The following is a 23,089-nucleotide window of genomic DNA, read 5'->3' as shown; positions in this document are numbered from 1 at the left end:
TAGACAGAACGAATATAATCTTCATCTGTTTGTGTAGGTATTACCGGCGCAGGTGAATTCCCATCGCCACCACGTTACACTTCCGGCAGTAAAAAATTCAATGGTAGTGAAGTATGTCTCAGGACCAGCCGCACGCGCGGCCGACGTTAAGAAAAGACGGTTTTACCTTTAAGCAATTTTTCGTGGCGCACGATCGCTGTGCGATGAAAGTCGGCACCGATGGCGTGTTAATCGGGGCCTGGGCGCCCGTAGCCGGCGCGCGTCGCATCCTCGATATTGGCTGCGGCAGTGGCTTGATTGCGCTGATGCTGGCGCAACGTACGCCCAATTCGGTAGAGATTGATGCCGTCGAACTGGAAGCCAGCGCAGCGCAGCAGGCGCAGGAAAATATGCAGGCTTCGCCGTGGGCGGATCGCATCCACGTCCACCATCAGGATATTGTCACCTGGAGCGAACAGTGTGAAAAACGCTTTTCGCTCATCGTCAGTAATCCGCCTTTTTTTGCGCCCGGTATGGCAACCGGCAGTGTCGCGCGCGATACCGCACGCAGCACCGCCACGCTCGACCATCTGACGCTGCTGCGTTGTGCCGCCCAGTTGATTGAAGAAGAAGGGCTATTTTGCGTGGTGCTGCCGGCTGAAGCTGGCGAAGCATTGATTTCACTGGCGCTGGCGGATGGCTGGCATTTGCGTTATCGCTACGATGTCGCCGCCTATGCGCAGCGCCCGCCCAATCGCGTGGTGTTAGGTTTTTCTCCCTCCGCCGGCGAAACCTTGCTGGAACGTCTCGCCATTCGTGATGAAGATAAAAGCTATTCAGCCGACTGGCTCAGCCTGGTGAAAGACTTTTACCTGTTCCGCTAGCTTCGGGCTGCAGGATGGTCGGTAACGCTTCATCCAGCAGATCGGGATTGTCGAGGGTAAAGTGTAACCCTCGGCTCTCCTTGCGCTCCAGCGCACAGCGCACCATCAGTTCGGCGACCTGCACCAGATTGCGCAGCTCAAGAAGATTGTTAGAGAGGCGGAAGTGCGCGTAGTACTCGTCAATCTCCTGTTGCAGCAAATTAATGCGCCGCAGTGCGCGCTCCAGACGCTTGGTAGTACGCACAATTCCCATGTAATCCCACATGAATAATCGCAGTTCATGCCAGTTATGCTGGATTACTACGCGCTCATCGGCATCATCAACGCGGCTTTCATCCCACGCGGGCAGATGTTCTACCGCCGCGATGTCCGGCAAGCGGGCGATCATATCTTCAGCAGCAGACCAACCGTAAACCAGGCACTCGAGCAGGGAGTTGGACGCCATGCGGTTTGCGCCATGTAAGCCGGTGTAACTCACTTCGCCAATCGCATACAGTCCGTCAACATCTGTACGGCCTTGCTGATCGACCATCACGCCGCCGCAAGTGTAATGCGCGGCTGGCACAATCGGAATCGGCTGTTTAGTGAGATCGAGGCCAAAGGTCAGCAATTTTTCGTAAATCATCGGGAAGTGCGCGCGCACAAAGCTTTCCGGCTGGTGGCTAATGTCGAGATACATGCAATCGACGCCCAGCCGTTTCATCTCATGGTCAATGGCGCGCGCCACAATATCGCGCGGTGCCAGCTCGGCACGCTCATCAAAGTCAGGCATAAAGCGAGTGCCGTCAGGACGCAACAGCCAGGCACCTTCACCGCGCAGCGCTTCAGTCAGCAGGAAGTTTTGCGCTTGTGGGTGGAATAAACAGGTGGGATGGAATTGATTAAATTCGAGGTTCGCTACGCGGCAACCGGCGCGCCACGCCATGGCAATGCCATCGCCAGAGGCCACGTCCGGATTGGTGGTGTACTGATAGACTTTTGCTGCGCCGCCGGTGGCTAACACCACGGCGCGCGCGCGGCAGGTTTCCACCTGTTCACGTTTACGGTTCCAGATCCACGCGCCAACTACGCGGCGCTTGCCGGGCAGGCCAAGCTTATCGGAAAGGATCAAATCCACCGCATTGGTGCGTTCAATAATTCGGATGTTAGGATGGCTCAGCGCCTGGCTTACCAGCGTGGTTTCCACCGCGCGGCCAGTGGCATCGGCGCTATGCAGAATGCGGCGATGGCTGTGCCCACCTTCGCGCGTGAGGTGGTAACGCGCTTCACCCTCAGCCTGCGGCTCTTTATCGAAGGCAACGCCGTTATCAATCAGCCACTGCACGCAGTGACGCGCGTTGCTGGCGATAAAGCTCACCGTATCGCGGTCGCACAAGCCGGCACCCGCAACCAGCGTGTCTTCAACGTGTGATTCGATGCTGTCCGTTTCATCAAACACCGCCGCAATCCCGCCCTGCGCATACAGCGTTGAGCCCTCATTCACCTGCGCTTTACTCAGCACGGTAACCTGATAATGCGGCGCTAAGCGCAGCGCTAACGATAAACCTGCCGCACCGCTGCCGACGATGAGGACATCACACTGATATTCCGGGAGAGAAGTCATGATGTTTAATTTACTAAACAAAAGGTGGCTTGAGCATAAGCCGTGATGGGGGTGCTGTGAAGTATTTTGAACCAACTGCGCGGAAAAATTATTCAGCGGGTAGAGATAGTAGCGTGAATTCAGTGAGTTAACTCTGAAATTGAGCACAATGTGTTTTTTATATCAAACACTCTGAAAATTCAGGGAATAAAGGTGAAAATGACGGCGTCATAAGGTACTCTGCCAGCGATTATCGGTGCCGCAAAAGACACCACCAGCGTGGCAAGTCGCTACACTGAAAGACAATCAACAACAATGATGTCGTGGTTCCGATACGGAAAATTCTGGTCGTAGTGAACTTCGGGCCAAAGGGCCACTCTAAGCGCATGCTTGCTCAGAACAATGAGATGTGCTGGCAGTTCACTTACGCATAAAAAAGTTTTGGGGAGATATTACCTCGGATGAGCGAGCAGTTAACGGATCAGGTTCTCGTTGAGCGGGTTCAGAAGGGAGATCAAAAGTCCTTTAATTTACTGGTGATTCGATACCAGCATAAAGTGGCGAGCCTGGTTTCACGCTATGTTCCGTCAGGCGATGTGCCTGATGTGGTTCAGGAATCTTTTATTAAAGCGTATCGCGCACTGGAATCGTTCCGTGGCGACAGCGCCTTTTATACATGGCTGTACCGCATCGCGGTAAACACAGCGAAAAATTATCTGGTTGCTCAGGGGCGACGTCCGCCATCCAGTGATGTGGATGCTATCGATGCGGAAAATTTCGAAAGTGCGGGTGCACTGAAAGAAATTTCGAACCCTGAGAACTTAATGTTGTCTGAAGAACTGAAACAAATCGTCTTTCGTACCATTGAGGCGCTTCCCGAAGATCTTCGTATGGCCATTACCCTCAGGGAATTGGATGGTCTGAGTTACGAAGAAATTGCCGTCATCATGGATTGTCCGGTCGGTACCGTACGTTCGCGTATCTTCCGTGCACGAGAGGCTATTGATAATAAAGTTCAACCGCTTATCCAACGTCAGTGATAACGGCTACTGGAAGGGTACCAAGGCATGCAGAAAGAAAAACTTTCCGCTTTAATGGATGGTGAAACTTTAGATAACGAGCTGTTGGCATCGTTGTCGAAGGATGCGGATCTTCAGCACAGCTGGGAAAGCTACCATCTCATTCGCGACACCTTACGCGGTGATATCGGAGAAGTGCTGCATTTTGATATCTCCGCACGTGTGGCGGCAGCCATCGAAAACGAGCCGGCACGCAAAGTCACTCCGCTGATCCCTGAAGCGCAGCCTGAACCGTCGCGCTACGAGAAGATGCCGTTCTGGCGTCGTGGTGGCAGTTGGGCGGCACAGCTGACGCAAGTTGGTGTGGCTGCGTGCGTCTCACTGGCGGTGATTGTCGGTGTTCAGCACTACAACAGTTCACCAACCGGCAGCGCGACTGAAGCGTCTGATTCACCGGCATTCAACACCTTGCCGATGATGGGTAAAGCGTCGCCGGTCAGCTTAGGCGTGCCTTCTGAAGCCTTCGACACCAACAGCTCTAATCAGCAGGTGCAGGAACAGCGTCGCCGCGTGAATGCCATGCTGCAGGATTATGAACTGCAACGTCGTCTGCATGCCGATCAGGTTCAGTTTGAGAAAAACGATCCGCAACAGGCTCAGGCTAATGTTCCCGGAAATCAGTCGTTAGGAACTCAGCAGCAGTAATGAAGCAGCTTTGGTGTGCCGTTAGCCTGCTGGCAGGCAGCCTGTTTTGCTCATCTATCGCCTCGGCGCAGACCTCTGCGTCCGGGGCGTTGTTGCAACAGATGGAGCAGGCAAGCCAGAACCTCAACTACGAATTTGCCTACATCAATGTCTCGCGTCTCGGCATTGAATCTCTGCGTTATCGTCACGCGGTTATCGACAATCGTATCTTCGCCCAACTGTTGCAGATGGACGGACCGCGCCGTGAAGTGATTCAGCGCGGAAACGACATCAGCTATTTCGAGCCGGGATTAGATCCCTTCTCGCTGCCGGGCAATCACATCATCGATGCGTTACCTGGTTTGATGTTTGCCGACTTCTCCCGTTTGGGTGAGGCCTACGATTTCATTCCGGTGGGCCGTTCGCGCATGGCTGATCAGATGTGCGAAGTGGTGCGCATCGTGTCACGTGATGGCACGCGTTACAGCTATGTCGTGTGGCTGGATGTGGACACTAAATTGCCGCTGCGTATCGATCTGCTTGATCGGGACGGTGAAACGCTGGAACAGTTCCGCGTCATCAGCTTTGCCGTCGACGAAGGCGTACGCAATCTGATGCAAGGGCTGGAGAAGGCCAACTTGCCGCCATCGCTGTCGTTACCGGCCGGTGACAAAGTGGAACTCAGCTGGCAGCCAAACTGGCTTCCGGCGGGCATGAAACTGATCTCACAAAGTCGCCGCGATATTCCGTCGATGAACAAAACTGTCGAATCGCGCCTGTATAGCGATGGCCTGTTTAGCTTCGCCATCAACGTTACGCCAGCAGATAAAAGCAGCAGCGTGCAGGCATTGCGCACTGGACGTCGCACGGTGCAGACAGAAGTGCGCAATAATAACGAAATCACGGTGGTGGGCGAGTTACCGCCAGCCACTGCCAAACGTATTGCGGACAGCATAGATTCGGGTTCACCAAAATGATGAAAGAATGGGCCACCGTGGTGGCGTGGAAAGAAGGCATTGCCACTCTGCACACGGAAGCGAAAACGTCTTGTAACAGCTGCTCGGCGCGTAAAGGCTGCGGCAGCCATGCGCTTAATCAGCTGGGGCCGAAAAATGCCCACGTGATGACTATCGCCAGTGCGGAGCCGTTACAACCCGGCCAGCGCATTGAGTTAGGCATTCGCGAAAGCAGCCTGCTGGGTTCTGCCTTGCTGGTTTACATGACGCCGCTGTTTGGCCTGTTTTTAGTGGCTGGCATCTTCCAGATGCTGTTCGCCAGCGATCTGGCTGCGGCCTGTGGCGCGCTGTTGGGCGGCATTGGCGGCTTTATCGTGGCGAAAGGGGTATCCAAACTCTTCGGCGATCGCCAGGCTTTCCAGCCGGTGATTCTCAGCGTTGCGTTACCGCCTGATGCGTTGCGCGTGGAAAGCGAAGCTTGATCCCCGTCCAGGCCGCGTTTGATGCGGCCTTTCCCAATCAGCTTAACCGCTGAAATCTGTTGCGATTCCCCACAGTTCCATTCTTTAACGCGCGGCGTTAACAGTGTAATATGCGTCGTCATTAATGAGGCCGACAGGGTTCCGGGTTAAGCTCACTTTCCTGAATGTGTTCGTGCTCAAGTTTCCCACTGATTTTCTACGTGAAGATATTCATATAAATGAAGCACATACGAAATTTCTCCATCATCGCTCACATTGACCACGGCAAATCAACGCTCTCTGACCGTTTGATTCAAATTTGTGGTGGCCTGAGCGATCGTGAGATGGCGGCGCAGGTTCTGGATTCCATGGATCTGGAACGCGAGCGCGGCATTACCATCAAAGCGCAGAGCGTGACGCTCGATTACAAAGCGCAGGACGGTGAAACTTACCAGCTCAATTTTATCGATACTCCTGGTCACGTTGACTTCTCCTATGAAGTTTCCCGCTCGCTGGCGGCGTGTGAAGGAGCATTGCTGGTGGTCGATGCAGGGCAGGGCGTTGAAGCTCAGACGCTGGCAAACTGCTACACCGCAATGGAAATGGATCTGGAAGTGGTACCGGTACTGAACAAAATCGACCTGCCTGCCGCCGATCCAGAACGCGTAGCGGAAGAGATTGAAGATATCGTCGGCATTGACGCCACCGATGCGGTGCGTTGCTCGGCGAAAACCGGCGTCGGCGTGCCCGACGTGCTGGAACGTCTGGTGCGTGACATCCCGCCGCCAGAAGGCGATCCGGAAGGCCCGCTGCAGGCGCTGATCATCGATTCCTGGTTCGATAACTACCTTGGCGTAGTATCGCTGATTCGTATTAAGAACGGCACGCTGCGTAAAGGCGACAAAGTTAAAGTCATGAGCTCCGGTCAAAGCTACAACGCTGACCGTCTCGGCATCTTCACGCCGAAGCGTGTTGATCGCAACGAGCTGAACTGCGGTGAAGTAGGCTGGCTGGTGTGTGCGATTAAAGACATCCTCGGCGCACCGGTGGGCGATACGCTAACCTTGCAGCGCAATCCGGCGGAGAAAGTGTTACCTGGCTTCAAGAAAGTGAAGCCACAGGTTTACGCCGGTCTGTTCCCAATCAGTTCTGACGACTATGAAGCGTTCCGTGATGCGCTGGGCAAATTGAGCCTGAACGATGCGTCACTGTTCTACGAGCCAGAGAGCTCAACGGCGCTGGGCTTCGGTTTCCGCATCGGCTTCCTTGGTCTGCTGCACATGGAGATCATTCAGGAACGTCTGGAGCGTGAATACGATCTGGATCTGATCACCACTGCACCAACCGTAGTGTATGAAGTGGAAACCACCGACGGTGAAACTATCTATGTTGATAGCCCGTCGAAGCTGCCACCGCTGAATAATATTGCCGAGCTGCGTGAGCCGATTGCTGAGTGTCACATGCTGCTGCCGCAGGAGTTCCTCGGCAACGTCATTACGCTGTGTATCGAAAAACGTGGCGTGCAAACCAACATGGTTTACCACGGCAAGCAGGTTGCGCTGACGTATGAGATTCCGATGGCGGAAGTGGTTCTCGACTTCTTCGACCGTCTGAAATCAACCTCGCGCGGTTATGCTTCGCTGGATTACAACTTCAAACGTTTCCAGACCTCTGACATGGTGCGTGTCGACGTGATGATTAACTCAGAACGTGTTGATGCGCTGGCGCTGATTACTCACCGTGATAACTCACAATATCGTGGCCGCGACCTGGTGGAGAAGATGAAAGATCTGATCCCACGTCAGCAGTTCGATATTGCGATTCAGGCGGCAATCGGCAACCACATTATCGCTCGCTCAACGGTAAAACAGCTGCGTAAAAACGTCCTGGCGAAATGCTATGGCGGTGACGTGAGCCGTAAGAAGAAACTGTTGCAGAAGCAGAAAGACGGTAAGAAGCGAATGAAGCAGGTCGGCAACGTTGAGCTGCCGCAGGAAGCATTCCTTGCCATTCTGCATGTCGGTAAAGACAGCAAATAAGGATTTTTAATGGCTAACATGTTCGCCCTGGTTTTAGTGATCGCAACGCTGATCACTGGCGTTATCTGGTGTATCGATCGCTTTAAATGGGCACCGGCGCGTCGTGCGAAGCAGGCTGCCGCGCAAGCGCAGGCCGGCAACGCACTCGACAGTAAAACGCTGGCGAAAGTAGCCGCGCAGCCGGGTTGGGTTGAAACCACCGCATCGGTGTTCCCGGTGCTGGCGGTGGTGTTGATCGTGCGTTCGTTTATTTTTGAGCCGTTCCAGATTCCCTCGGGCTCAATGATGCCAACGCTGCTGATTGGCGACTTCATCCTCGTGGAGAAGTTTGCTTACGGTATTAAAGATCCGATTACCCAAACCACACTGATACCAACTGGCCATCCGCAGCGCGGTGATGTCGCGGTATTCAAATACCCGAAAGATCCCAGCGTGGACTACATCAAGCGCGTGATTGGCTTGCCGGGCGATAAAGTGGTGTTTGATCCTTACAGCAAAACCCTGACCATCAATCCTGGTTGCAGCAGCGGCAGTTGCGACACGGCGCTGCCGGTGACTTACACTAACGTTGAGCCAAGCAACTTCATTCAAACCTTCAGCGGCTTTGATGGCAATGAAACCGGCAACGGCTTCTTCCAGGCGCCGCAGGGCGAAACCATGAAGGGCGGCCTGCGTCTCGGCACCCGCAAAGAGACATTGGGCAACGTAACGCACGATATCTTGCTGGTAAACGAAGCGCAAAGTCAGGCAAGCATGTATTATCAGCAGCCGGGCCAGCCGCAATCGACCTGGATTGTGCCGCAAGGGCAATATTTCATGATGGGTGATAACCGCGATAACAGCGCCGACAGCCGCTACTGGGGCTTTGTGCCCGAGAAGAATCTGGTCGGCAAAGCGGTGGCCATCTGGATGAGCTTCGAGAAACAAGAAGGACAGTGGCCGACCGGCGTGCGCTTTAGCCGCATTGGTGGAATTCACTAATTAGCTTTAAAAAAGGTTGGCCTCTCTTTCGGGAGGCCAGTGCACACGAAACAGAACAGGTTGGAACCTCAGCCCTGTTTCGTATGCAGTGATAGGCGCACAGAACAACTGGAATAGCATGAACCCCATCGTCATTAACAAGCTGCAGCGCAAACTGGGCTACACTTTTACTCATCCGGATTTATTGCAGCAGGCACTGACGCATCGTAGCGCCAGTAGCAAACACAATGAACGTCTTGAATTTCTTGGCGATTCTATTCTCAGCTACGTGATTGCCAATGCGCTCTATCACCGCTTCCCGCGTGTGGATGAAGGCGACATGAGCCGTATGCGTGCCACGCTGGTGCGCGGCAATACGCTGGCAGAGATGGCGCGAGAGTTCGACCTTGGCGAATGTTTACGCCTCGGTCCGGGAGAGCTGAAAAGCGGCGGTTTCCGTCGTGAATCGATCCTCGCGGATACCGTTGAAGCCTTAATTGGCGGCATCTTCCTCGATAGCAGCATTCAAACCGTCGAAAAGTTAATTCTCGACTGGTATCACTCACGACTGGAACAGATCAGTCCGGGCGATAAGCAAAAAGATCCGAAAACGCGCCTGCAGGAGTATTTGCAGGGACGTCATCTGCCGCTGCCGTCGTATTTGGTGGTGCAGGTGCGTGGCGAAGCCCACGATCAGGAATTCACCATTCACTGTCAGGTGAGTGGCATGGCAGAACCGGTGGTGGGCATTGGCTCCAGCCGCCGTAAAGCCGAGCAAGCAGCCGCCGAACAGGCGTTAATAAAGCTTGGCCTCGAATAAATAGTCACATTGCAGCGTCGAAAGCGGCGCTGCCCAAGTCAGGACTCGAATGAGCGAACTCGAAACATACAGCGGCTTTGTCGCGATTGTAGGCCGACCAAACGTCGGTAAATCCACTTTGCTGAACCAGTTGCTGGGGCAGAAAGTGTCGATCACGTCACGCAAGCCGCAAACCACGCGTCACCGTATTATGGGCATCCACACCGAAGGCGCTTATCAGGCGATCTACGTGGATACGCCAGGGCTGCACATGGAAGAGAAACGGGCGATCAACCGCCTGATGAACCGTGCCGCCAGCAGCTCCATTGGTGACGTTGAGCTGGTGATCTTTGTGGTTGAAGGCACGCGCTGGACACCAGACGACGAGATGGTGCTCAACAAGCTGCGTGATAACAAAGTTCCGGTGGTATTGGCGATCAATAAAGTCGACAACATCCAGGATAAGAGCATTCTGTTACCGCATCTGCAGTTCCTTAGCCAGCAGATGAACTTCCTTGAAATCGTCCCTATCTCAGCGGAAAGCGGCAAAAATGTCGACGCGATTGCGGCGATTGCGCGCAAATGCCTGCCAAAATCTGAGCATCATTTCCCGGAAGATTATGTCACCGACCGCTCGCAGCGCTTTATGGCGTCTGAGATCATCCGTGAAAAGTTAATGCGCTTCCTGGGTGCTGAACTGCCTTACTCCGTTACCGTCGAAATTGAGCAGTTTGTTTCGAACGATCGCGGCGGCTACGACATCAATGGCCTGATCCTTGTTGAGCGTGAAGGCCAGAAGAAAATGGTCATCGGCAATAAAGGCGCCAAGATCAAAACCATCGGCATTGAATCGCGTAAAGACATGGAAGAGATGTTTGAAGCGAAAGTGCATCTCGAACTGTGGGTTAAAGTGAAATCGGGCTGGGCGGACGATGAACGTGCGCTGCGCAGCTTAGGTTACTCTGACGAAGGTTAAGTAATGGAAGGCTGGCAACGCGCCTTTGTGCTGCATAGTCGCCCTTACAGCGAAACCAGCCTACTCCTCGATCTGTTCAGCGAAAGCGAAGGGCGCGTCCGCGTCCTTGCCAAAGGCGCCCGCTCGCGCCGCTCCCAACTAAAAGGTGCACTGCAACCCTTTACGCCACTGCTGGTGCGCTGGGGTGGACGCGGTGATGTCAAAACGCTGCGCAATGCCGAAGCCGTTTCGCTGGCATTGCCGCTCAGCGGCATTACGCTCTATTGCGGGCTCTACGTCAACGAGCTGCTGTCGCGCGTGCTGGAGCAGCAAATTCCCTTCTCTGATATGTTCTTTGATTACCTGAATTGCATCCAAACGCTGGCGGCAGGCAACGGCTCGCCTGAACCGGCGCTGCGCCGCTTTGAGCTGGCGCTGCTCGGGCATCTCGGTTACGGCGTGGATTTTCTGCACTGTGCCGGCAGCGGCGAAGAGGTGGCCGATGGCATGACCTACAGCTACCGCGAAGAGAAGGGTTTTATTGCCAGTTTGGTGGTCAATCAACGCAGCTTTACCGGCCGCCAGCTGCGTGCGTTGTGGGAGCGCGAATTTCCCGATGCTGATACTCTGCGCGCCGCTAAACGCTTTACGCGCATGGCGCTGAAGCCCTATCTTGGCGGCAAACCGCTGAAGAGTCAGGAACTGTTTCGCCAGTTTGTGCCAAAAAAGAAACCCGATGTGGCAAACGACTAGCGCTGGTCGTACCGCCTGATATATTCAGCGCGGTACACTGCAAACACACTGAACACATTTAAGGATTGTCATGGCTGAGTTGCTGTTAGGCGTCAACATTGACCACATTGCCACCGTACGTAACGCACGTGGTACAAACTATCCCGATCCGGTGCAGGCCGCGTTTGTTGCTGAGCAGGCCGGCGCTGACGGCATTACCGTGCATCTGCGTGAGGATCGCCGTCACATCACCGATCGCGATGTACGCATTTTGCGTGACACCATCCAGACGCGCATGAATCTGGAGATGGCGGTAACGGACGAGATGATCGACATTGCCTGCGAAATCAAGCCGCACTTCGTTTGTCTGGTGCCGGAAAAGCGTCAGGAAGTGACCACCGAAGGCGGGCTGGATGTGGCGGGTCAGCAGGATAAAATCAATGCTGCGGTGCGCCTGTTAAGCGACGCCGGCATTCTGGTGTCACTGTTTATCGATGCCGATCACCGCCAGATTGAAGCGGCGGTTGCCAGCGGCGCGCCTTATATCGAAATTCACACCGGTGCCTATGCCGAAGCGCCCGAAGGTCTCGCGCGCCAGGCTGAGCTGTCGCGCATCCGCAAAGCCGCGACTTTCGCCGCCAGTCTGGGCCTGAAAGTCAATGCCGGCCACGGTTTGACTTACCACAATGTGCAGCCGATTGCTGAATTGCCGGAAATGCACGAGCTGAATATTGGCCATGCGATTATTGGTCGCGCGCTGTTCAGCGGTTTGGCCGATGCGGTCAGCGAAATGAAGCAGCTGATGCGGGAAGCGCGTCGCTAATGGCGATTCTCGGGCTCGGCAGCGATATCGTAGAGATCGAGCGCATTGCTGGCGTCATTGAGCGCTCCGGCGACCGTCTGGCGCGTCGCGTATTAAGCGAAGCCGAGTGGCAGCAATATCAGGCGCACCAGCAACCGGTGCGCTTTCTGGCTAAGCGTTTTGCGGTGAAAGAGGCGGCAGCGAAAGCGTTTGGCACCGGCATTCGCGGTGGCCTGGCCTTCAATCAGTTCGAAGTGTACAACGATGCGCTGGGCAAACCGGGATTACGTTTCTTTGAGCAGGCCAGGGTGATCGCCAGCCAGCTCGGCGTGAAGCATGTGCATGTGACGTTAGCGGATGAACGCCATTACGCCTGCGCAACGGTGATTATCGAGAACTAAGGATGCAACACCACGAACTTCTCCCACAGCGCCTCGCGGCTTTCCGGGTGCTGTGGATCGGTAATGATGGTGTTATCAATCGGACAGACGCTTTGGCAGGTCGGCACATCATAATGGCCCACGCACTCGGTGCAGCGGTCGACATCAATTTCATAGATCGCGTCGCCTAAGCTGATTGCCTGGTTTGGGCATTCAGGTTCGCACATATCGCAATTGATGCATTTAGTGGTGATGAGCAAGGCCATAGCAGAAGTCCAATAACAGCAGGAAAGGCGCGGGTATTATACGCGCCTGATCTCATCAGACCAGCTTTTTCACCAACGCTTCGCTGTGGCGAATGTGGCTGGAGGCGCGTTCAGGATCGTTTTGTACCAGCGCCATAAACAGCAGATCGGTCAACGCCAGCTGCGCGCTGGTCGACGAGATCGCCGCACTGCGCGTGCTCTGCTCTTCCGCCACGGTGTAGAGGCAAACCGTGGCGCACTGCTGCAGAGCATTCGGCGTAAAGCCGGTAAAGGCCAGCACATCGGCACCGACCTGCGCCGCTTCCTGCGCCGCCAGATTGATTTCGCGACGTTCGCCAGTATAGGAAATCGCCAGCAGCACATCGCCCGGCGCCATCGCTTGCACGCTGGCGAGCAAAGCGTGCATATCCTGCTCCGCCACCGCATTGATGCCGATCTTCATCAGCTTCCACGAAAAATCTTTCGCCACTAAACCGGACGCGCCGATGCCAACCAGCAAAATCCGATTGGCATTTTTCAGCAGCTGCAAGGTTTGCAGCAGCTTCTCTTCGCTGTTGATGTCCAGCGTGGCGCGGATCGCCGAGATCTTTTCGGTCAGCAGCTTTTCGCCGACCACTTTCAGCGGATCGTCGCTGAGAATATGGTTATGCACGGTAATCGCATCGCGATCGGCCATCGATTCGCTCAGCGCCAGCTTCAGCGCTGGAAACCCTTTGTAGCCCAGCTTCTGGGCAAACTTCACCACGCTGGACTGGCTAACGCCCGATTCCTCAGCGAGTTTTTGTGAACTGAGATGCCGTGCACGATCCGGCTGCGACAGCAAAAAATCCGCCAGCCGGCGCTCATTTAGCGCCAGTCGAGGGTAGAGCTGACGAATGCGCAGCAATGAACTCATGGTTCGATCCTTAATTCCTTTATCCGCAAACAGCGCGTAAACGCGAAGAATAAACTATTCAAATGGCATTGTAGTCACTGGAATTAAAAATAGCAGCTTTCGCCCTGAACGCCGAAGCTGGCTACACTGTAGTGCAGAAACCACGAAGGATAGAGAAGGAGTGCTGTTTGACAAAGGGTACACAACGACGCGTGGTATTTTTCGATCTCGATGGCACGCTGCATCAGCAAGACATGTTTGGCACCTTTATGCGCTATCTGCTGCGACGTCAGCCGATCAATCTGCTGCTGGTGGTACCGCTGTTACCGGTGATTGGTCTTGGCATGCTGATCAAAGGGCGCGCCGCACGCTGGCCAATGAGTTTGTTACTGTGGGCGATTACCTTTGGCCACAGCGAAAAACGTCTGCGCCAGCGTGAGGCGGAATTCGCTGAGTGGTTCCGCCAGCGTGTTACTGCGTTTCCGGTGGTGCAGCAGCGACTCACCGACTATCTCAGTAGCAGCGATGCCGATGTCTGGCTGATTACCGGTTCGCCGCAGTCGCTGGTGGAGCAAGTCTATTTCGACTCGGCCTTCCTGCCGCGCGTACAGCTGATTGCCAGCCAGATGAAACCGGGCTGCGGCGGACGTTTGCTGTCGATGCGCTGCCTCGGCCATGAAAAGGTGGCGCAGCTGGAGGAGAAAATCGGCACGCCGCTGCAACTGTATAGCGGCTACAGCGACAGCAAACAGGACAACCCGCTGTTGTTCTTCTGTCAGCACCGCTGGCGCGTCACGCCGCGCGGTGAGCTGCAACAACTGGAATAACGCTTCGATTCCGGCAGCAGCATCGCTATAATGCGCCGCCTTTTACTGCCCGCAGGAGTTGCCCGGTGAACCCACAAACTGATGAATATTGGATGCGTTATGCGCTGGAACTGGCGAAGCGCGCGTGGGAGCAGGGCGAAGTGCCGGTTGGTGCGGTGCTGGTGCAGGGCGAAAAGGTGATTGGCGAGGGCTGGAACCGGCCGATTGGCCAGCACGATCCTACCGCACATGCCGAGATCATGGCGCTGCGTCAGGGCGGCAAAGTACTGGAAAACTATCGTCTGCTGGATACCACGCTGTATGTCACGCTGGAACCCTGCGTGATGTGCGCCGGTGCGATGGTGCACGGCCGCATCACGCGGCTGGTGTACGGCGCTAAAGATGAGAAAACCGGCGCGGCCGGTTCACTGCTGGATGTGATTGGTCATCCCGGCATGAATCATCAAATTCAGATTGATTGCGGTGTGCTGGCGGAAGAGTGTGCCGGGATGCTGAGTGACTTTTTCCGCATGCGTCGCGAACAGAAGAAGGCGCTGCGTCAGGCGCAGCGCACCGGTTAATTCATGGCAATTTTCGGTTCGACCGCCGGGTAACCGGCGCCTAACTCCGCTTCCAGTGCCGACTGCTGAGCTAAACGCTTCTCCTGTTCCTGCAAATATCCCACCAAACTGATCTGATATTTACGGATATTCTCCACGTAGTTATAAGCTTCGTGGCCGCGCGCGTAGCCGTAGGTGGTTTGCGTGTAATAGCGCTTCTGGCTCAACATCGGCAAACGCAGCTTCACATCGGCCCAGCTGTCGGGATTGCCGCCCTGTTTCGCCGTCAGCTTGCGTACGTCCAGCATGTGCGCGTAACCCATGTTATATGCCGCCAGCGCGAACCAGATACGTTCATCTTCAGGAATCGTTTCCGGGACTTTCTCCATCATGCGCTTGAGATATTCGCTGCCGCCGCGAATGCTCTGTTCGGGATCGAGGCGATCGTTAACGTCAAGGCTGTCGGCGGTATTACGCGTCAACATCATCATGCCGCGCACGCCGGTTGGCGATGTGGCCTGCGGATTCCAGTGCGACTCCTGATAAGATATTGCCGCCAGTAAACGCCAATCCATGCTGGCGGAATATTTCTCAAACAGCGGTTTGATATCCGGCAAAGTGTTATCAATGGCGCGCAGGAAGGTGCGGGTATCAACGTAATCGAAGGTGCCAACGTGGCCGAGATACTTCTCTTCCAGCCGCGCCATCGTGCCTTCCTCGCCCATTTGGCTGTAGAAGTCGAGCATCGCCGCACTCAGGCTGTCGTCTTCGTTACGCGGTAAATACCAGGTGACCGGCTCTTCGTCGGTCACATCAAACGCCACCGCCAGCTGCGGATGAATGCGCTGCAGCAGGCCGATGGTAACCGAATCGCCCACCGTGTAATCGAGTTTGCCGTCAGCAACTGCTTCAAGCAGCGCTTTCTGACCCTGATCGGTGGAGATCGCCCAGTCGAGATCGGGATAGCTGTCAGCTTTGGCGGAACGTAAAGTTGACAGATATGCCGAACCGGACTGCACAATCAGGCGGCCTTTGAGATCGCCGAGATTCTTAGGGCGAGGCTTATCAATGCGGTACACCAGCTGCTGCGACACCGAATAGTAGCTCGGGCCACTTTGGTAGTGCGCGAGGCGCTCGCTGTTGTAGATCAAGCCGGCGGCCAGCAAATCCGCTTTACCGTCATCGAGGTCGTCAAACAGATCGCCGAGATTAGGACGCACCTCAACTTCCAGTTTCACGCCAAGGTAATCGGCGAAGCGCTTCGCCAGCTCGTAATCCATACCGGCTGGTGCATTGTTAATGGTGTAGTAAGTCAGCGGAGAGTTAACGGTACTGATGCGCAGCACTCCGCGTGATTTGATCTGTGATAGCGCGTCTGTTCCGCCCCCGTACCACGGGATTGAAGGCCACAATGCTAGCGCAAGTAGCACGGTGATCAGACCGATAAACAGATAGTTTATTTTTAGGCGTTTCAAATAGTTGTCTCGTAATGGCTCACAGGCCTCTGTCTTTTAAAGGCAGTATTTATGTTGTTTTAACTCCCAGAGCGAGGGGCATTTTGCGCAACAAAAAGGGGCAGGGCAACTTTTATAGCAAGAATTGTGCAAAATTCAGCCAAACGCCAGGTGCCAGAATTTATGCGCAAACGGTTTCGTAACCCGAGCTGTTTCTCTATAATACCGCCCGTTTTCCCCTGTTGCGCCCAATGAAGCGTCGCCCGGCACTTCAAAGACGAGAGATCTTTAATGATGGAAATTCTGCGTGGTTCGCCCGCTCTGTCGGCATTTCGTGTAAACAAACTGCTGACCCGCTTTCAGGACGCTCACCTTCCGGTGAGTGATATTTACGCCGAGTACGTCCATTTTGCCGATGTTAGTGCACCGCTCAGCGCGGACGAGCAAGCCCGCCTGCAACGCCTGCTGAAATACGGTCCTTCTCTCGCCGAACATGCGCCACAAGGGCGTCTGTTGCTGGTAACGCCGCGTCCCGGCACCATCTCACCGTGGTCATCGAAAGCCACCGACATCGCCCATAACTGCGATCTGCCACAGGTCTTGCGTCTTGAGCGCGGTATGGCCTTCTATGTGCAGGCACCTGAGCTGACGGAAGCACAGTGGCAGCAGCTGGCGAGCCTGTTGCATGACCGCATGATGGAAACGGTGTTCGCTGATCTCAACGATGCGCAGCAGCTGTTTGCTCACCATCAGCCGCAGCCGCTGAAAAGCGTTGACGTGCTGGGCGCAGGCCGCAGCGCGCTGGAGCAGGCCAACACCACGCTGGGTCTGGCGCTGGCCGATGATGAGATCGACTACCTGCTTGATGCCTTTACTAAGCTGGGCCGCAATCCAAACGACATCGAGCTCTACATGTTTGCGCAGGCAAACTCCGAGCACTGTCGTCACAAGATCTTCAATGCCGACTGGATTATCGACGGCGAAAAGCAGCCGAAGTCGCTATTTAAAATGATCAAGAACACCTTTGAACACAATCCTGAGCACGTGCTGTCTGCCTATAAAGACAACGCTGCGGTAATGGAAGGTTCTGAGGTTGGCCGCTTCTACGCCGATGCGCAGAAGGGCGAATATGAGTTCCATCAGGAAGCCGCACATATCCTGATGAAGGTCGAAACCCATAACCACCCAACCGCCATTTCACCGTGGCCGGGTGCCGCGACCGGTTCTGGTGGCGAAATCCGTGATGAAGGCGCAACCGGACGTGGCGCGAAGCCAAAAGCCGGTCTGGTCGGTTTTTCGGTATCGAACCTGCGTATTCCAGGCTTTGAACAGCCGTGGGAAGAGGATTTCGGTAAGCCGGATCGCATCGTCACTGCGCTGGATATCATGACCGAAGGTCCATTGGGCGGCGCGGCGTTCAACAACGAATTTGGTCGTCCAGCCCTGAACGGCTACTTCCGTACCTACGAAGAGCGCGTCAACAGCCACAATGGCGTGGAGCTGCGCGGCTATCACAAGCCCATCATGCTGGCGGGCGGCATCGGTAACATCCGTGCCGATCACGTGCAGAAAGGCGAGATCGTGGTCGGCGCCAAGCTGATCGTGCTGGGTGGCCCGGCTATGAACATCGGTCTGGGCGGCGGCGCGGCATCGTCAATGGCATCAGGCCAATCGGATGCCGATCTCGACTTTGCGTCAGTACAGCGCGACAACCCAGAGATGGAACGTCGTTGCCAGGAAGTGATCGACCGCTGCTGGCAGCTGGGCGAAGCCAACCCGATTCTGTTCATCCACGACGTCGGCGCGGGCGGTCTTTCGAACGCCATGCCAGAGCTGGTGAGCGACGGTAATCGTGGCGGTAACTTCAACCTGCGCGACATCCTCAGCGATGAGCCAGGCATGAGTCCGCTGGAAGTATGGTGTAACGAGTCGCAGGAACGTTATGTGCTGGCGGTCGCGCCGGAGAAACTGGCGCTGTTTGACGAGCTGTGTCAGCGTGAACGCGCGCCATATGCGGTCATCGGTGAAGCCACCGAAGAGCTGCATCTGAACCTCGCCGACAGCCATTTCGGCAATAAGCCAATCGACATGCCGCTCGACGTGCTGCTGGGCAAAACGCCGAAGATGACGCGTGATGTTGCCAGCCAGCAGGCCAACGGCGAAGCGCTGCAGCGTGACGGGATTAGCGTAGCGGATGCGGTGAATCGCGTGCTGCACCTGCCGACCGTGGCGGAAAAAACCTTCCTGATCACCATTGGTGACCGCAGCGTAACCGGCATGGTGGCGCGCGATCAGATGGTAGGACCGTGGCAGATTCCGGTCGCGAACTGCGCCGTCACCACCGCCAGCCTCGATAGCTATCACGGTGAAGCCTTCTCGCTTGGTGAACGTGCACCCGTCGCATTGCTCGACTTCGCGGCTTCAGGTCGCCTCGCCGTCGGTGAAGCGCTGACCAACATCGCCGCAACCTCCATTGGTTCGCTACAGCGCGTTAAGCTCTCTGCGAACTGGATGGCCGCCGCCGGTCATCCAGGCGAAGACGCGGGCTTGTACGCGGCGGTTAAAGCGGTCGGCGAAGAGTTGTGTCCCGCGCTGGGTATCACCATTCCGGTAGGCAAAGACTCAATGTCGATGAAAACCCGCTGGCAGCAAGGTACTGAGCAGCGCGAAATGACCTCGCCGCTGTCGCTGGTGATCACCGCCTTTGCGCGCGTGGAAGATGTGCGTCGCACCGTGACGCCGCAGTTGCAGGCGGATCAAGACAACCTGCTGCTGCTGGTGGATCTCGGCAACGGCGCGAACACCCTTGGCGCGACTGCGCTGTCGCAGGTTTATCGTCAGCTGGGCGATAAGCCTGCCGACGTGCGTGATGCTACGCAGCTGGCGGGCTTCTTCAACGCCATTCAGGCGCTGGTGGCCGAGCAGAAACTGCTGGCTTACCACGACCGTTCTGACGGCGGCCTGCTGGTCACGCTGGCGGAGATGGCCTTCACCGGTCACTGCGGTATCGAAGCCGATATTGCCGCGTTGGGCAGCGATGCGTTAGCCGCATTGTTCACCGAAGAGCTGGGCGCGGTGCTGCAGATTAACGCAGCGGATCGTGCAGCCGTCGAGAAGGTGTTCGCTGACCACGATCTGAGCGCTAACCTGCACGTGATTGGTAAAGCCCTGCCAGGCGATCGCTTCGTGATCCGCTCTGGCGACAGCGCGGTGTACAGCGAAAGCCGTAGCACGCTGCGTACCTGGTGGGCAGAAACCACCTGGCAGATGCAGCGTCTGCGTGATAACCCAGCCTGTGCCGATCAGGAGCATGAAGCGAAGAAAGACGATAACGACCCAGGTCTGAACGTCCATCTGACCTTCAAGCCAGAAGAAGATGTTGCGGCACCGATGATTGCGACGGGCGCACGTCCGCGTGTGGCAGTGCTGCGTGAGCAGGGCGTTAACTCACACGTAGAGATGGCCGCCGCCTTCCATCGTGCGGGCTTTACTGCAGTTGACGTGCATATGAGCGATCTGCTGGCGGGCCGTCGCGGTCTGGAAGAGTTCCAGGCGCTGGTCGCCTGCGGTGGCTTCTCGTACGGTGACGTGCTGGGCGCGGGTGAAGGCTGGGCGAAATCCATCCTGTTCAACGGTCGCGTGCGTGATGAGTTCGAAAACTTCTTCCATCGTCCACAAACGCTGGCACTTGGCGTGTGTAACGGTTGTCAGATGATGTCGAACCTGCGCGAGCTGATTCCGGGAAGCGAGCTGTGGCCACGCTTTGTGCGCAACCAGTCCGAGCGTTTCGAAGCGCGTTTCAGCCTGGTTGAAGTAGCGGCGAGCCCATCGCTGCTGCTGGATGGCATGGTCGGATCGCATATGCCAATCGCGGTATCGCACGGTGAAGGTTTTGTCGAAGTGCGTGACGGCGCGCATCTGGCACAGCTGGAGAGCAAAGGTTTGGTGGCGCTGCGCTTCGTCGATAACTTCGGCAAAGTGACAGAAAGCTATCCGGCTAACCCGAACGGATCGCCTAACGGCATCACTGCGGTAACCAACGAGAGCGGACGCGTCACCATTATGATGCCGCACCCAGAGCGTGTGTTCCGTACCGTGAGCAACTCCTGGCATCCGGCAGAGTGGGGCGAAGACAGCCCGTGGATGCGTATCTTCCGCAACGCGCGTAAGCAGTTGGGATAAGCAAAACAAAGGCCGCTAAATAGCGGCCTTTTTTATTCTGCGCGTTTTGCAGGTCCACCATTCATGGCGACCTTACTGAAATCCGCATAATCTCTAAACTGTCGGAAAATAACGACAATCCCGCCAATACGTTGTCGTCAAAAGGTGACATTTAACTCATTGATTTATATAGCCAGTAAATTACCACGACAAACACGTTGCTAATCAGCGACACTTTTCACAGACCGTCCGGTCCGCTTTTCTCTGGGAGAGTGCTTCGTCTCTGGCATTCCTCTGATAATAAACGCTATTTATTTATTGGCACGATACTTGCTATACTCCTTGCGTGGCTCATTCACCTGTTTATGATTGCCCCGCTTCAGCGGCTGAGCTCATAAAAACCGAATGACGCACCAAACGGAGCCTGTCGTCCACCTCACCGATAATCGTTTGCTTTGCAACGTTATCAAACATCGGGCGCAACGTTGAGTTAGGCTCCACCTATTTTGCAAGCGATGCTGCGGCGTCGCTCTCACGGCAGGCCAAAAGGCCTGCCGTTTTCATATCTGGCCTTTCTTCCGTTTTGATACTTCGCTAGCATGCCTGCAGCTCACATTTAAGGAAGCGCGGTTGTGATGAAATGGCGTCTGTTTCCCCGATCCCTGCGGCAGTTAGTGTTAATGGCTTTCCTGCTGGTACTGCTACCGTTACTGGTGCTGGCGTGGCAAGCGTGGGAAAGTCTTTCGGCGTTAAGCAACCAGGCGGCGGATACCAACCGCAATACCTTTACCGATGTGCGTCGCAGCGAAGCGATGGCGCGTACCGCGCTGGAGCTGGAGCGCAGCTACCGCCAATATTGCGTGCTCGGCGATGCGTCGCTGGCGAAGCTGTATCAAACGCAGTGGACGCGCTACGGCCAAATGCTCAGCAGTCACGCTGCCAGTTTGCCCGATCTGCCTTCCTTCAAAGTGCTGCAAACCACCTTGCCTTCGCTGCAGCAACTGCAGTGCGATAACGGCAATCCTGAGGCGCAAGCCGCCAGCGCGCTGGAGCGTTTTTCCGATACCAACACGCAAATGGTGCAGGCAACGCGTGAAGTGGTATTTTCGCGCGGCTTACAGCTGCAGCGTGAAATCGCCGATCGCGGTCAGTTTTTTGGCTGGCAGGCGCTGATTCTGTTCCTGATTAGCCTGGTGCTGGTTTTGCTGTTCACGGGGATGATCATCGGTCCGGTGAAGCGGGTTGAACGCATGATCAATCGATTGGGCGAAGGTAAGGCGCTGGGCGATAGCGGCAGTTTCCGTGGTCCGCGTGAGATCCGTTCGTTGGGGCAGCGCATCGTCTGGCTGAGTGAGCGGTTAAGCTGGCTGGAAGAGCAGCGCCACGAATTTTTGCGCCACCTGTCGCATGAGCTGAAAACGCCGCTTGCCAGTCTGCGTGAAGGCACAGAACTGCTGGCCGATCAGGTCGCTGGACCACTGAATGCCGAGCAGCAGGAAGTGGTGGCGATTCTCGATACCAGCAGCCGTCATTTACAGCGGCTGATTGAGCAGTTGCTCGATTACAACCGCAAGCTGGCCGATGGACCGATGGCGCTGAAGCCCGTGGCGCTAAATGAGATCATTGATTCGGTGGTAAAAGTGCACTCGTTGCCAGCCAATGCACGTGAAATGACCACCCACGTTGATCTGCAAGTGCATCATTGTCTGGCTGAAGCGACGCTGCTGCAGCGGGTGATCGATAACCTCTATTCGAACGCCGTGAACTACGGCAGCGAATCCGGTAACATCTGGCTGCAGAGCCAGCAGAAGGGCAACCAGGTATGGATTGAGGTGGCAAACACCGGCACACCGATTCCGGCTGAAGAGCAGGCGATGATTTTTGAGCCCTTTTATCAGGGCAGCCAACAGCGCAAAGGGCCGGTCAAAGGCAGCGGGCTGGGCTTAAGCATCGCCAAAGATTGTCTGCGCAGGATGCACGGCGATCTGCAGTTGGTAACGCGCAAGGATGCGGATGTCTGTTTTCGTATCATTCTGACGACCAGCGCCGGGAATGCCTGATTAATGAAATTAACCCTATTCAAACTTGTGGCCAGTGCAGTGCTGGTTTTCGGCCTCAGCGCCTGCCAGGCACCGTCACAAGATCGTACGCAGCATAATGGCGTTAGCGTCCCTGAACCGGAGGTACGCCTGCCGGATTATCTGGCGACCGATTGCCAAAACGTGTGGCAAATCGAAACGCCAGCCGCCGCAGGCAATCCGCTCTATTGGCAGCGCGCCATGGATTGCGCCGAGCGCTTATCGCCGGCCGAAGCGCGTGCAGAAGCGCGTCGTTGGCCGGTGCAAGGCTGGGCGCGCGCCTTCAAGCAGGGCATCTTGCTCGCGAACGGTAACGTCACGCCAGTTGAGCGCCGTGATTTCGTCACTACCTTAGACGGTTACAGCGCGGCTTATCCGGCATCGGTGCGTCCGCTGCTCCAGCTGTGGCGCAGCAATCAGGCGGCCCAACTGGAGCTGAGCGAAGCGCGCGGACGCTACGCCGCTTTGCAGCAGAGTAATGACGCGGAGATGGATAACCTGCGCCAGCAGCAAACCAAAATGCGTCAGTCGCTGGCCGATACCCAACGCAAGTTAGAGCGTTTAACCGACATTGAACGCCAGCTGTCGTCGCGTAAAGCGCCTGATAGCAGCGACACATCGCACGGCGGCAGCGATGTGCAAAGTGAGGATCAGTAAC

General features: G+C 55.8%; 21 protein-coding genes. 17 read left to right on the top strand and 4 right to left on the bottom strand.

Annotated elements, in window-relative coordinates:
• Window positions 1–113: 113 nt before the first annotated feature.
• Window positions 114–863 (top strand): tRNA1(Val) (adenine(37)-N6)-methyltransferase, encoded by a 750-nt coding sequence (locus KVT28_RS14145; RefSeq protein WP_101763454.1) that lies wholly within the window; start codon window positions 114–116, stop codon window positions 861–863.
• On the opposite strand, the gene nadB is transcribed toward KVT28_RS14145, so the two are convergent.
• Complete coding sequence (gene nadB, locus KVT28_RS14140; protein ID WP_101763455.1) at window positions 829–2,466, bottom strand: L-aspartate oxidase; 1,638 nt, start codon at window positions 2,464–2,466, stop codon at window positions 829–831. The two genes, KVT28_RS14145 and nadB, sit on opposite strands and share 35 nt — an antisense overlap.
• Before the next feature lie 440 nt (window positions 2,467–2,906).
• Here nadB and rpoE point away from each other — a divergent pair, with 440 nt between their 5' ends.
• The 11 genes from rpoE to acpS all read left to right on the top strand — a co-directional run bounded on the left by rpoE (window position 2,907) and on the right by acpS (window position 12,253).
• Entirely contained in the window at window positions 2,907–3,485 is a 579-nt protein-coding gene (gene rpoE, locus KVT28_RS14135; RefSeq protein ID WP_007886161.1) for an RNA polymerase sigma factor RpoE, read from the top strand.
• A gap of 27 nt (window positions 3,486–3,512) precedes the next feature.
• Complete coding sequence (gene rseA, locus KVT28_RS14130) at window positions 3,513–4,169, top strand: anti-sigma-E factor RseA (RefSeq protein ID WP_137386303.1); 657 nt, start codon at window positions 3,513–3,515, stop codon at window positions 4,167–4,169.
• On the top strand, window positions 4,169–5,125 hold the full coding sequence (gene rseB, locus KVT28_RS14125) for a sigma-E factor regulatory protein RseB (RefSeq protein ID WP_110868278.1): 957 nt from the start codon (window positions 4,169–4,171) through the stop codon (window positions 5,123–5,125). Before rseA ends, rseB begins: the two co-directional genes overlap by 1 nt.
• On the top strand, window positions 5,122–5,586 hold the full coding sequence (gene rseC / locus KVT28_RS14120) for a SoxR-reducing system protein RseC (RefSeq protein ID WP_217548987.1): 465 nt from the start codon (window positions 5,122–5,124) through the stop codon (window positions 5,584–5,586). The genes rseB and rseC overlap by 4 nt, the downstream gene beginning before the upstream one ends.
• Before the next feature lie 218 nt (window positions 5,587–5,804).
• The gene (gene lepA, locus KVT28_RS14115) at window positions 5,805–7,604 is read left to right on the top strand and encodes a translation elongation factor 4 (protein ID WP_101763458.1); all 1,800 of its coding nucleotides are present in this window, start codon (window positions 5,805–5,807) and stop codon (window positions 7,602–7,604) included.
• Window positions 7,605–7,613: 9 nt separating this feature from the next.
• A complete protein-coding gene (gene lepB / locus KVT28_RS14110; RefSeq protein WP_101763459.1) occupies window positions 7,614–8,585 on the top strand; it encodes a signal peptidase I in 972 nt (323 codons plus the stop codon).
• A 118-nt stretch (window positions 8,586–8,703) separates the two neighbouring features.
• Window positions 8,704–9,384 (top strand): ribonuclease III, encoded by a 681-nt coding sequence (gene rnc, locus KVT28_RS14105; protein ID WP_036620136.1) that lies wholly within the window; start codon window positions 8,704–8,706, stop codon window positions 9,382–9,384.
• A gap of 49 nt (window positions 9,385–9,433) precedes the next feature.
• The gene (era, locus tag KVT28_RS14100; protein WP_008101512.1) at window positions 9,434–10,339 is read left to right on the top strand and encodes a GTPase Era; all 906 of its coding nucleotides are present in this window, start codon (window positions 9,434–9,436) and stop codon (window positions 10,337–10,339) included.
• A 3-nt stretch (window positions 10,340–10,342) separates the two neighbouring features.
• Window positions 10,343–11,071 (top strand): DNA repair protein RecO, encoded by a 729-nt coding sequence (gene recO, locus KVT28_RS14095; RefSeq protein ID WP_008101510.1) that lies wholly within the window; start codon window positions 10,343–10,345, stop codon window positions 11,069–11,071.
• A 70-nt stretch (window positions 11,072–11,141) separates the two neighbouring features.
• Window positions 11,142–11,873: a pyridoxine 5'-phosphate synthase gene (gene pdxJ / locus KVT28_RS14090; RefSeq protein WP_007886179.1), complete on the top strand. Its 732-nt coding sequence runs from the start codon at window positions 11,142–11,144 to the stop codon at window positions 11,871–11,873.
• Window positions 11,873–12,253 carry a holo-ACP synthase gene (gene acpS, locus KVT28_RS14085; RefSeq protein ID WP_101763460.1) on the top strand — a complete coding sequence of 127 codons (381 nt, stop codon included), beginning with the start codon at window positions 11,873–11,875 and terminating at the stop codon, window positions 12,251–12,253. The genes pdxJ and acpS overlap by 1 nt, the downstream gene beginning before the upstream one ends.
• On the opposite strand, the gene KVT28_RS14080 is transcribed toward acpS, so the two are convergent.
• Both KVT28_RS14080 and KVT28_RS14075 read right to left on the bottom strand, forming a co-directional pair.
• Window positions 12,250–12,498: a YfhL family 4Fe-4S dicluster ferredoxin gene (locus tag KVT28_RS14080; RefSeq protein ID WP_101763461.1), complete on the bottom strand. Its 249-nt coding sequence runs from the start codon at window positions 12,496–12,498 to the stop codon at window positions 12,250–12,252. The two genes, acpS and KVT28_RS14080, sit on opposite strands and share 4 nt — an antisense overlap.
• 55 nt (window positions 12,499–12,553) lie before the next feature.
• The gene (locus KVT28_RS14075) at window positions 12,554–13,393 is read right to left on the bottom strand and encodes a MurR/RpiR family transcriptional regulator (RefSeq protein ID WP_101763462.1); all 840 of its coding nucleotides are present in this window, start codon (window positions 13,391–13,393) and stop codon (window positions 12,554–12,556) included.
• A 167-nt stretch (window positions 13,394–13,560) separates the two neighbouring features.
• On the opposite strand from KVT28_RS14075, the gene yfhb reads away from it, so the two are divergent.
• Together yfhb and tadA are read left to right on the top strand one after the other, a co-directional pair.
• The gene (gene yfhb / locus KVT28_RS14070) at window positions 13,561–14,199 is read left to right on the top strand and encodes a phosphatidylglycerophosphatase C (protein WP_101763463.1); all 639 of its coding nucleotides are present in this window, start codon (window positions 13,561–13,563) and stop codon (window positions 14,197–14,199) included.
• A 65-nt stretch (window positions 14,200–14,264) separates the two neighbouring features.
• Window positions 14,265–14,759, top strand: a complete 495-nt coding sequence (tadA, locus tag KVT28_RS14065; RefSeq protein ID WP_101763464.1) for a tRNA adenosine(34) deaminase TadA — start codon at window positions 14,265–14,267, stop codon at window positions 14,757–14,759.
• On the opposite strand, the gene mltF is transcribed toward tadA, so the two are convergent.
• Entirely contained in the window at window positions 14,756–16,213 is a 1,458-nt protein-coding gene (mltF, locus tag KVT28_RS14060) for a membrane-bound lytic murein transglycosylase MltF (protein ID WP_110868275.1), read from the bottom strand. The two genes, tadA and mltF, sit on opposite strands and share 4 nt — an antisense overlap.
• A gap of 270 nt (window positions 16,214–16,483) precedes the next feature.
• On the opposite strand from mltF, the gene purL reads away from it, so the two are divergent.
• The 3 genes from purL (at window position 16,484) to qseG (ending at window position 23,088) form a co-directional block, all read left to right on the top strand.
• Window positions 16,484–20,374, top strand: a complete 3,891-nt coding sequence (gene purL / locus KVT28_RS14055) for a phosphoribosylformylglycinamidine synthase (protein WP_101763466.1) — start codon at window positions 16,484–16,486, stop codon at window positions 20,372–20,374.
• 611 nt (window positions 20,375–20,985) lie between these two features.
• Window positions 20,986–22,413, top strand: a complete 1,428-nt coding sequence (locus KVT28_RS14050; protein WP_101763467.1) for a HAMP domain-containing sensor histidine kinase — start codon at window positions 20,986–20,988, stop codon at window positions 22,411–22,413.
• 3 nt (window positions 22,414–22,416) lie between these two features.
• Entirely contained in the window at window positions 22,417–23,088 is a 672-nt protein-coding gene (gene qseG, locus KVT28_RS14045; protein WP_101763468.1) for a two-component system QseEF-associated lipoprotein QseG, read from the top strand.
• The last annotated feature ends 1 nt before the right edge of the window (window position 23,089 follow it).

The organism is Pantoea sp. GbtcB22 (assembly GCF_019091025.1).
In the GTDB taxonomy this organism is placed as follows: domain Bacteria; phylum Pseudomonadota; class Gammaproteobacteria; order Enterobacterales; family Enterobacteriaceae; genus Pantoea; species Pantoea leporis.
This window is presented reverse-complemented; position numbering and strand designations above follow the sequence as displayed.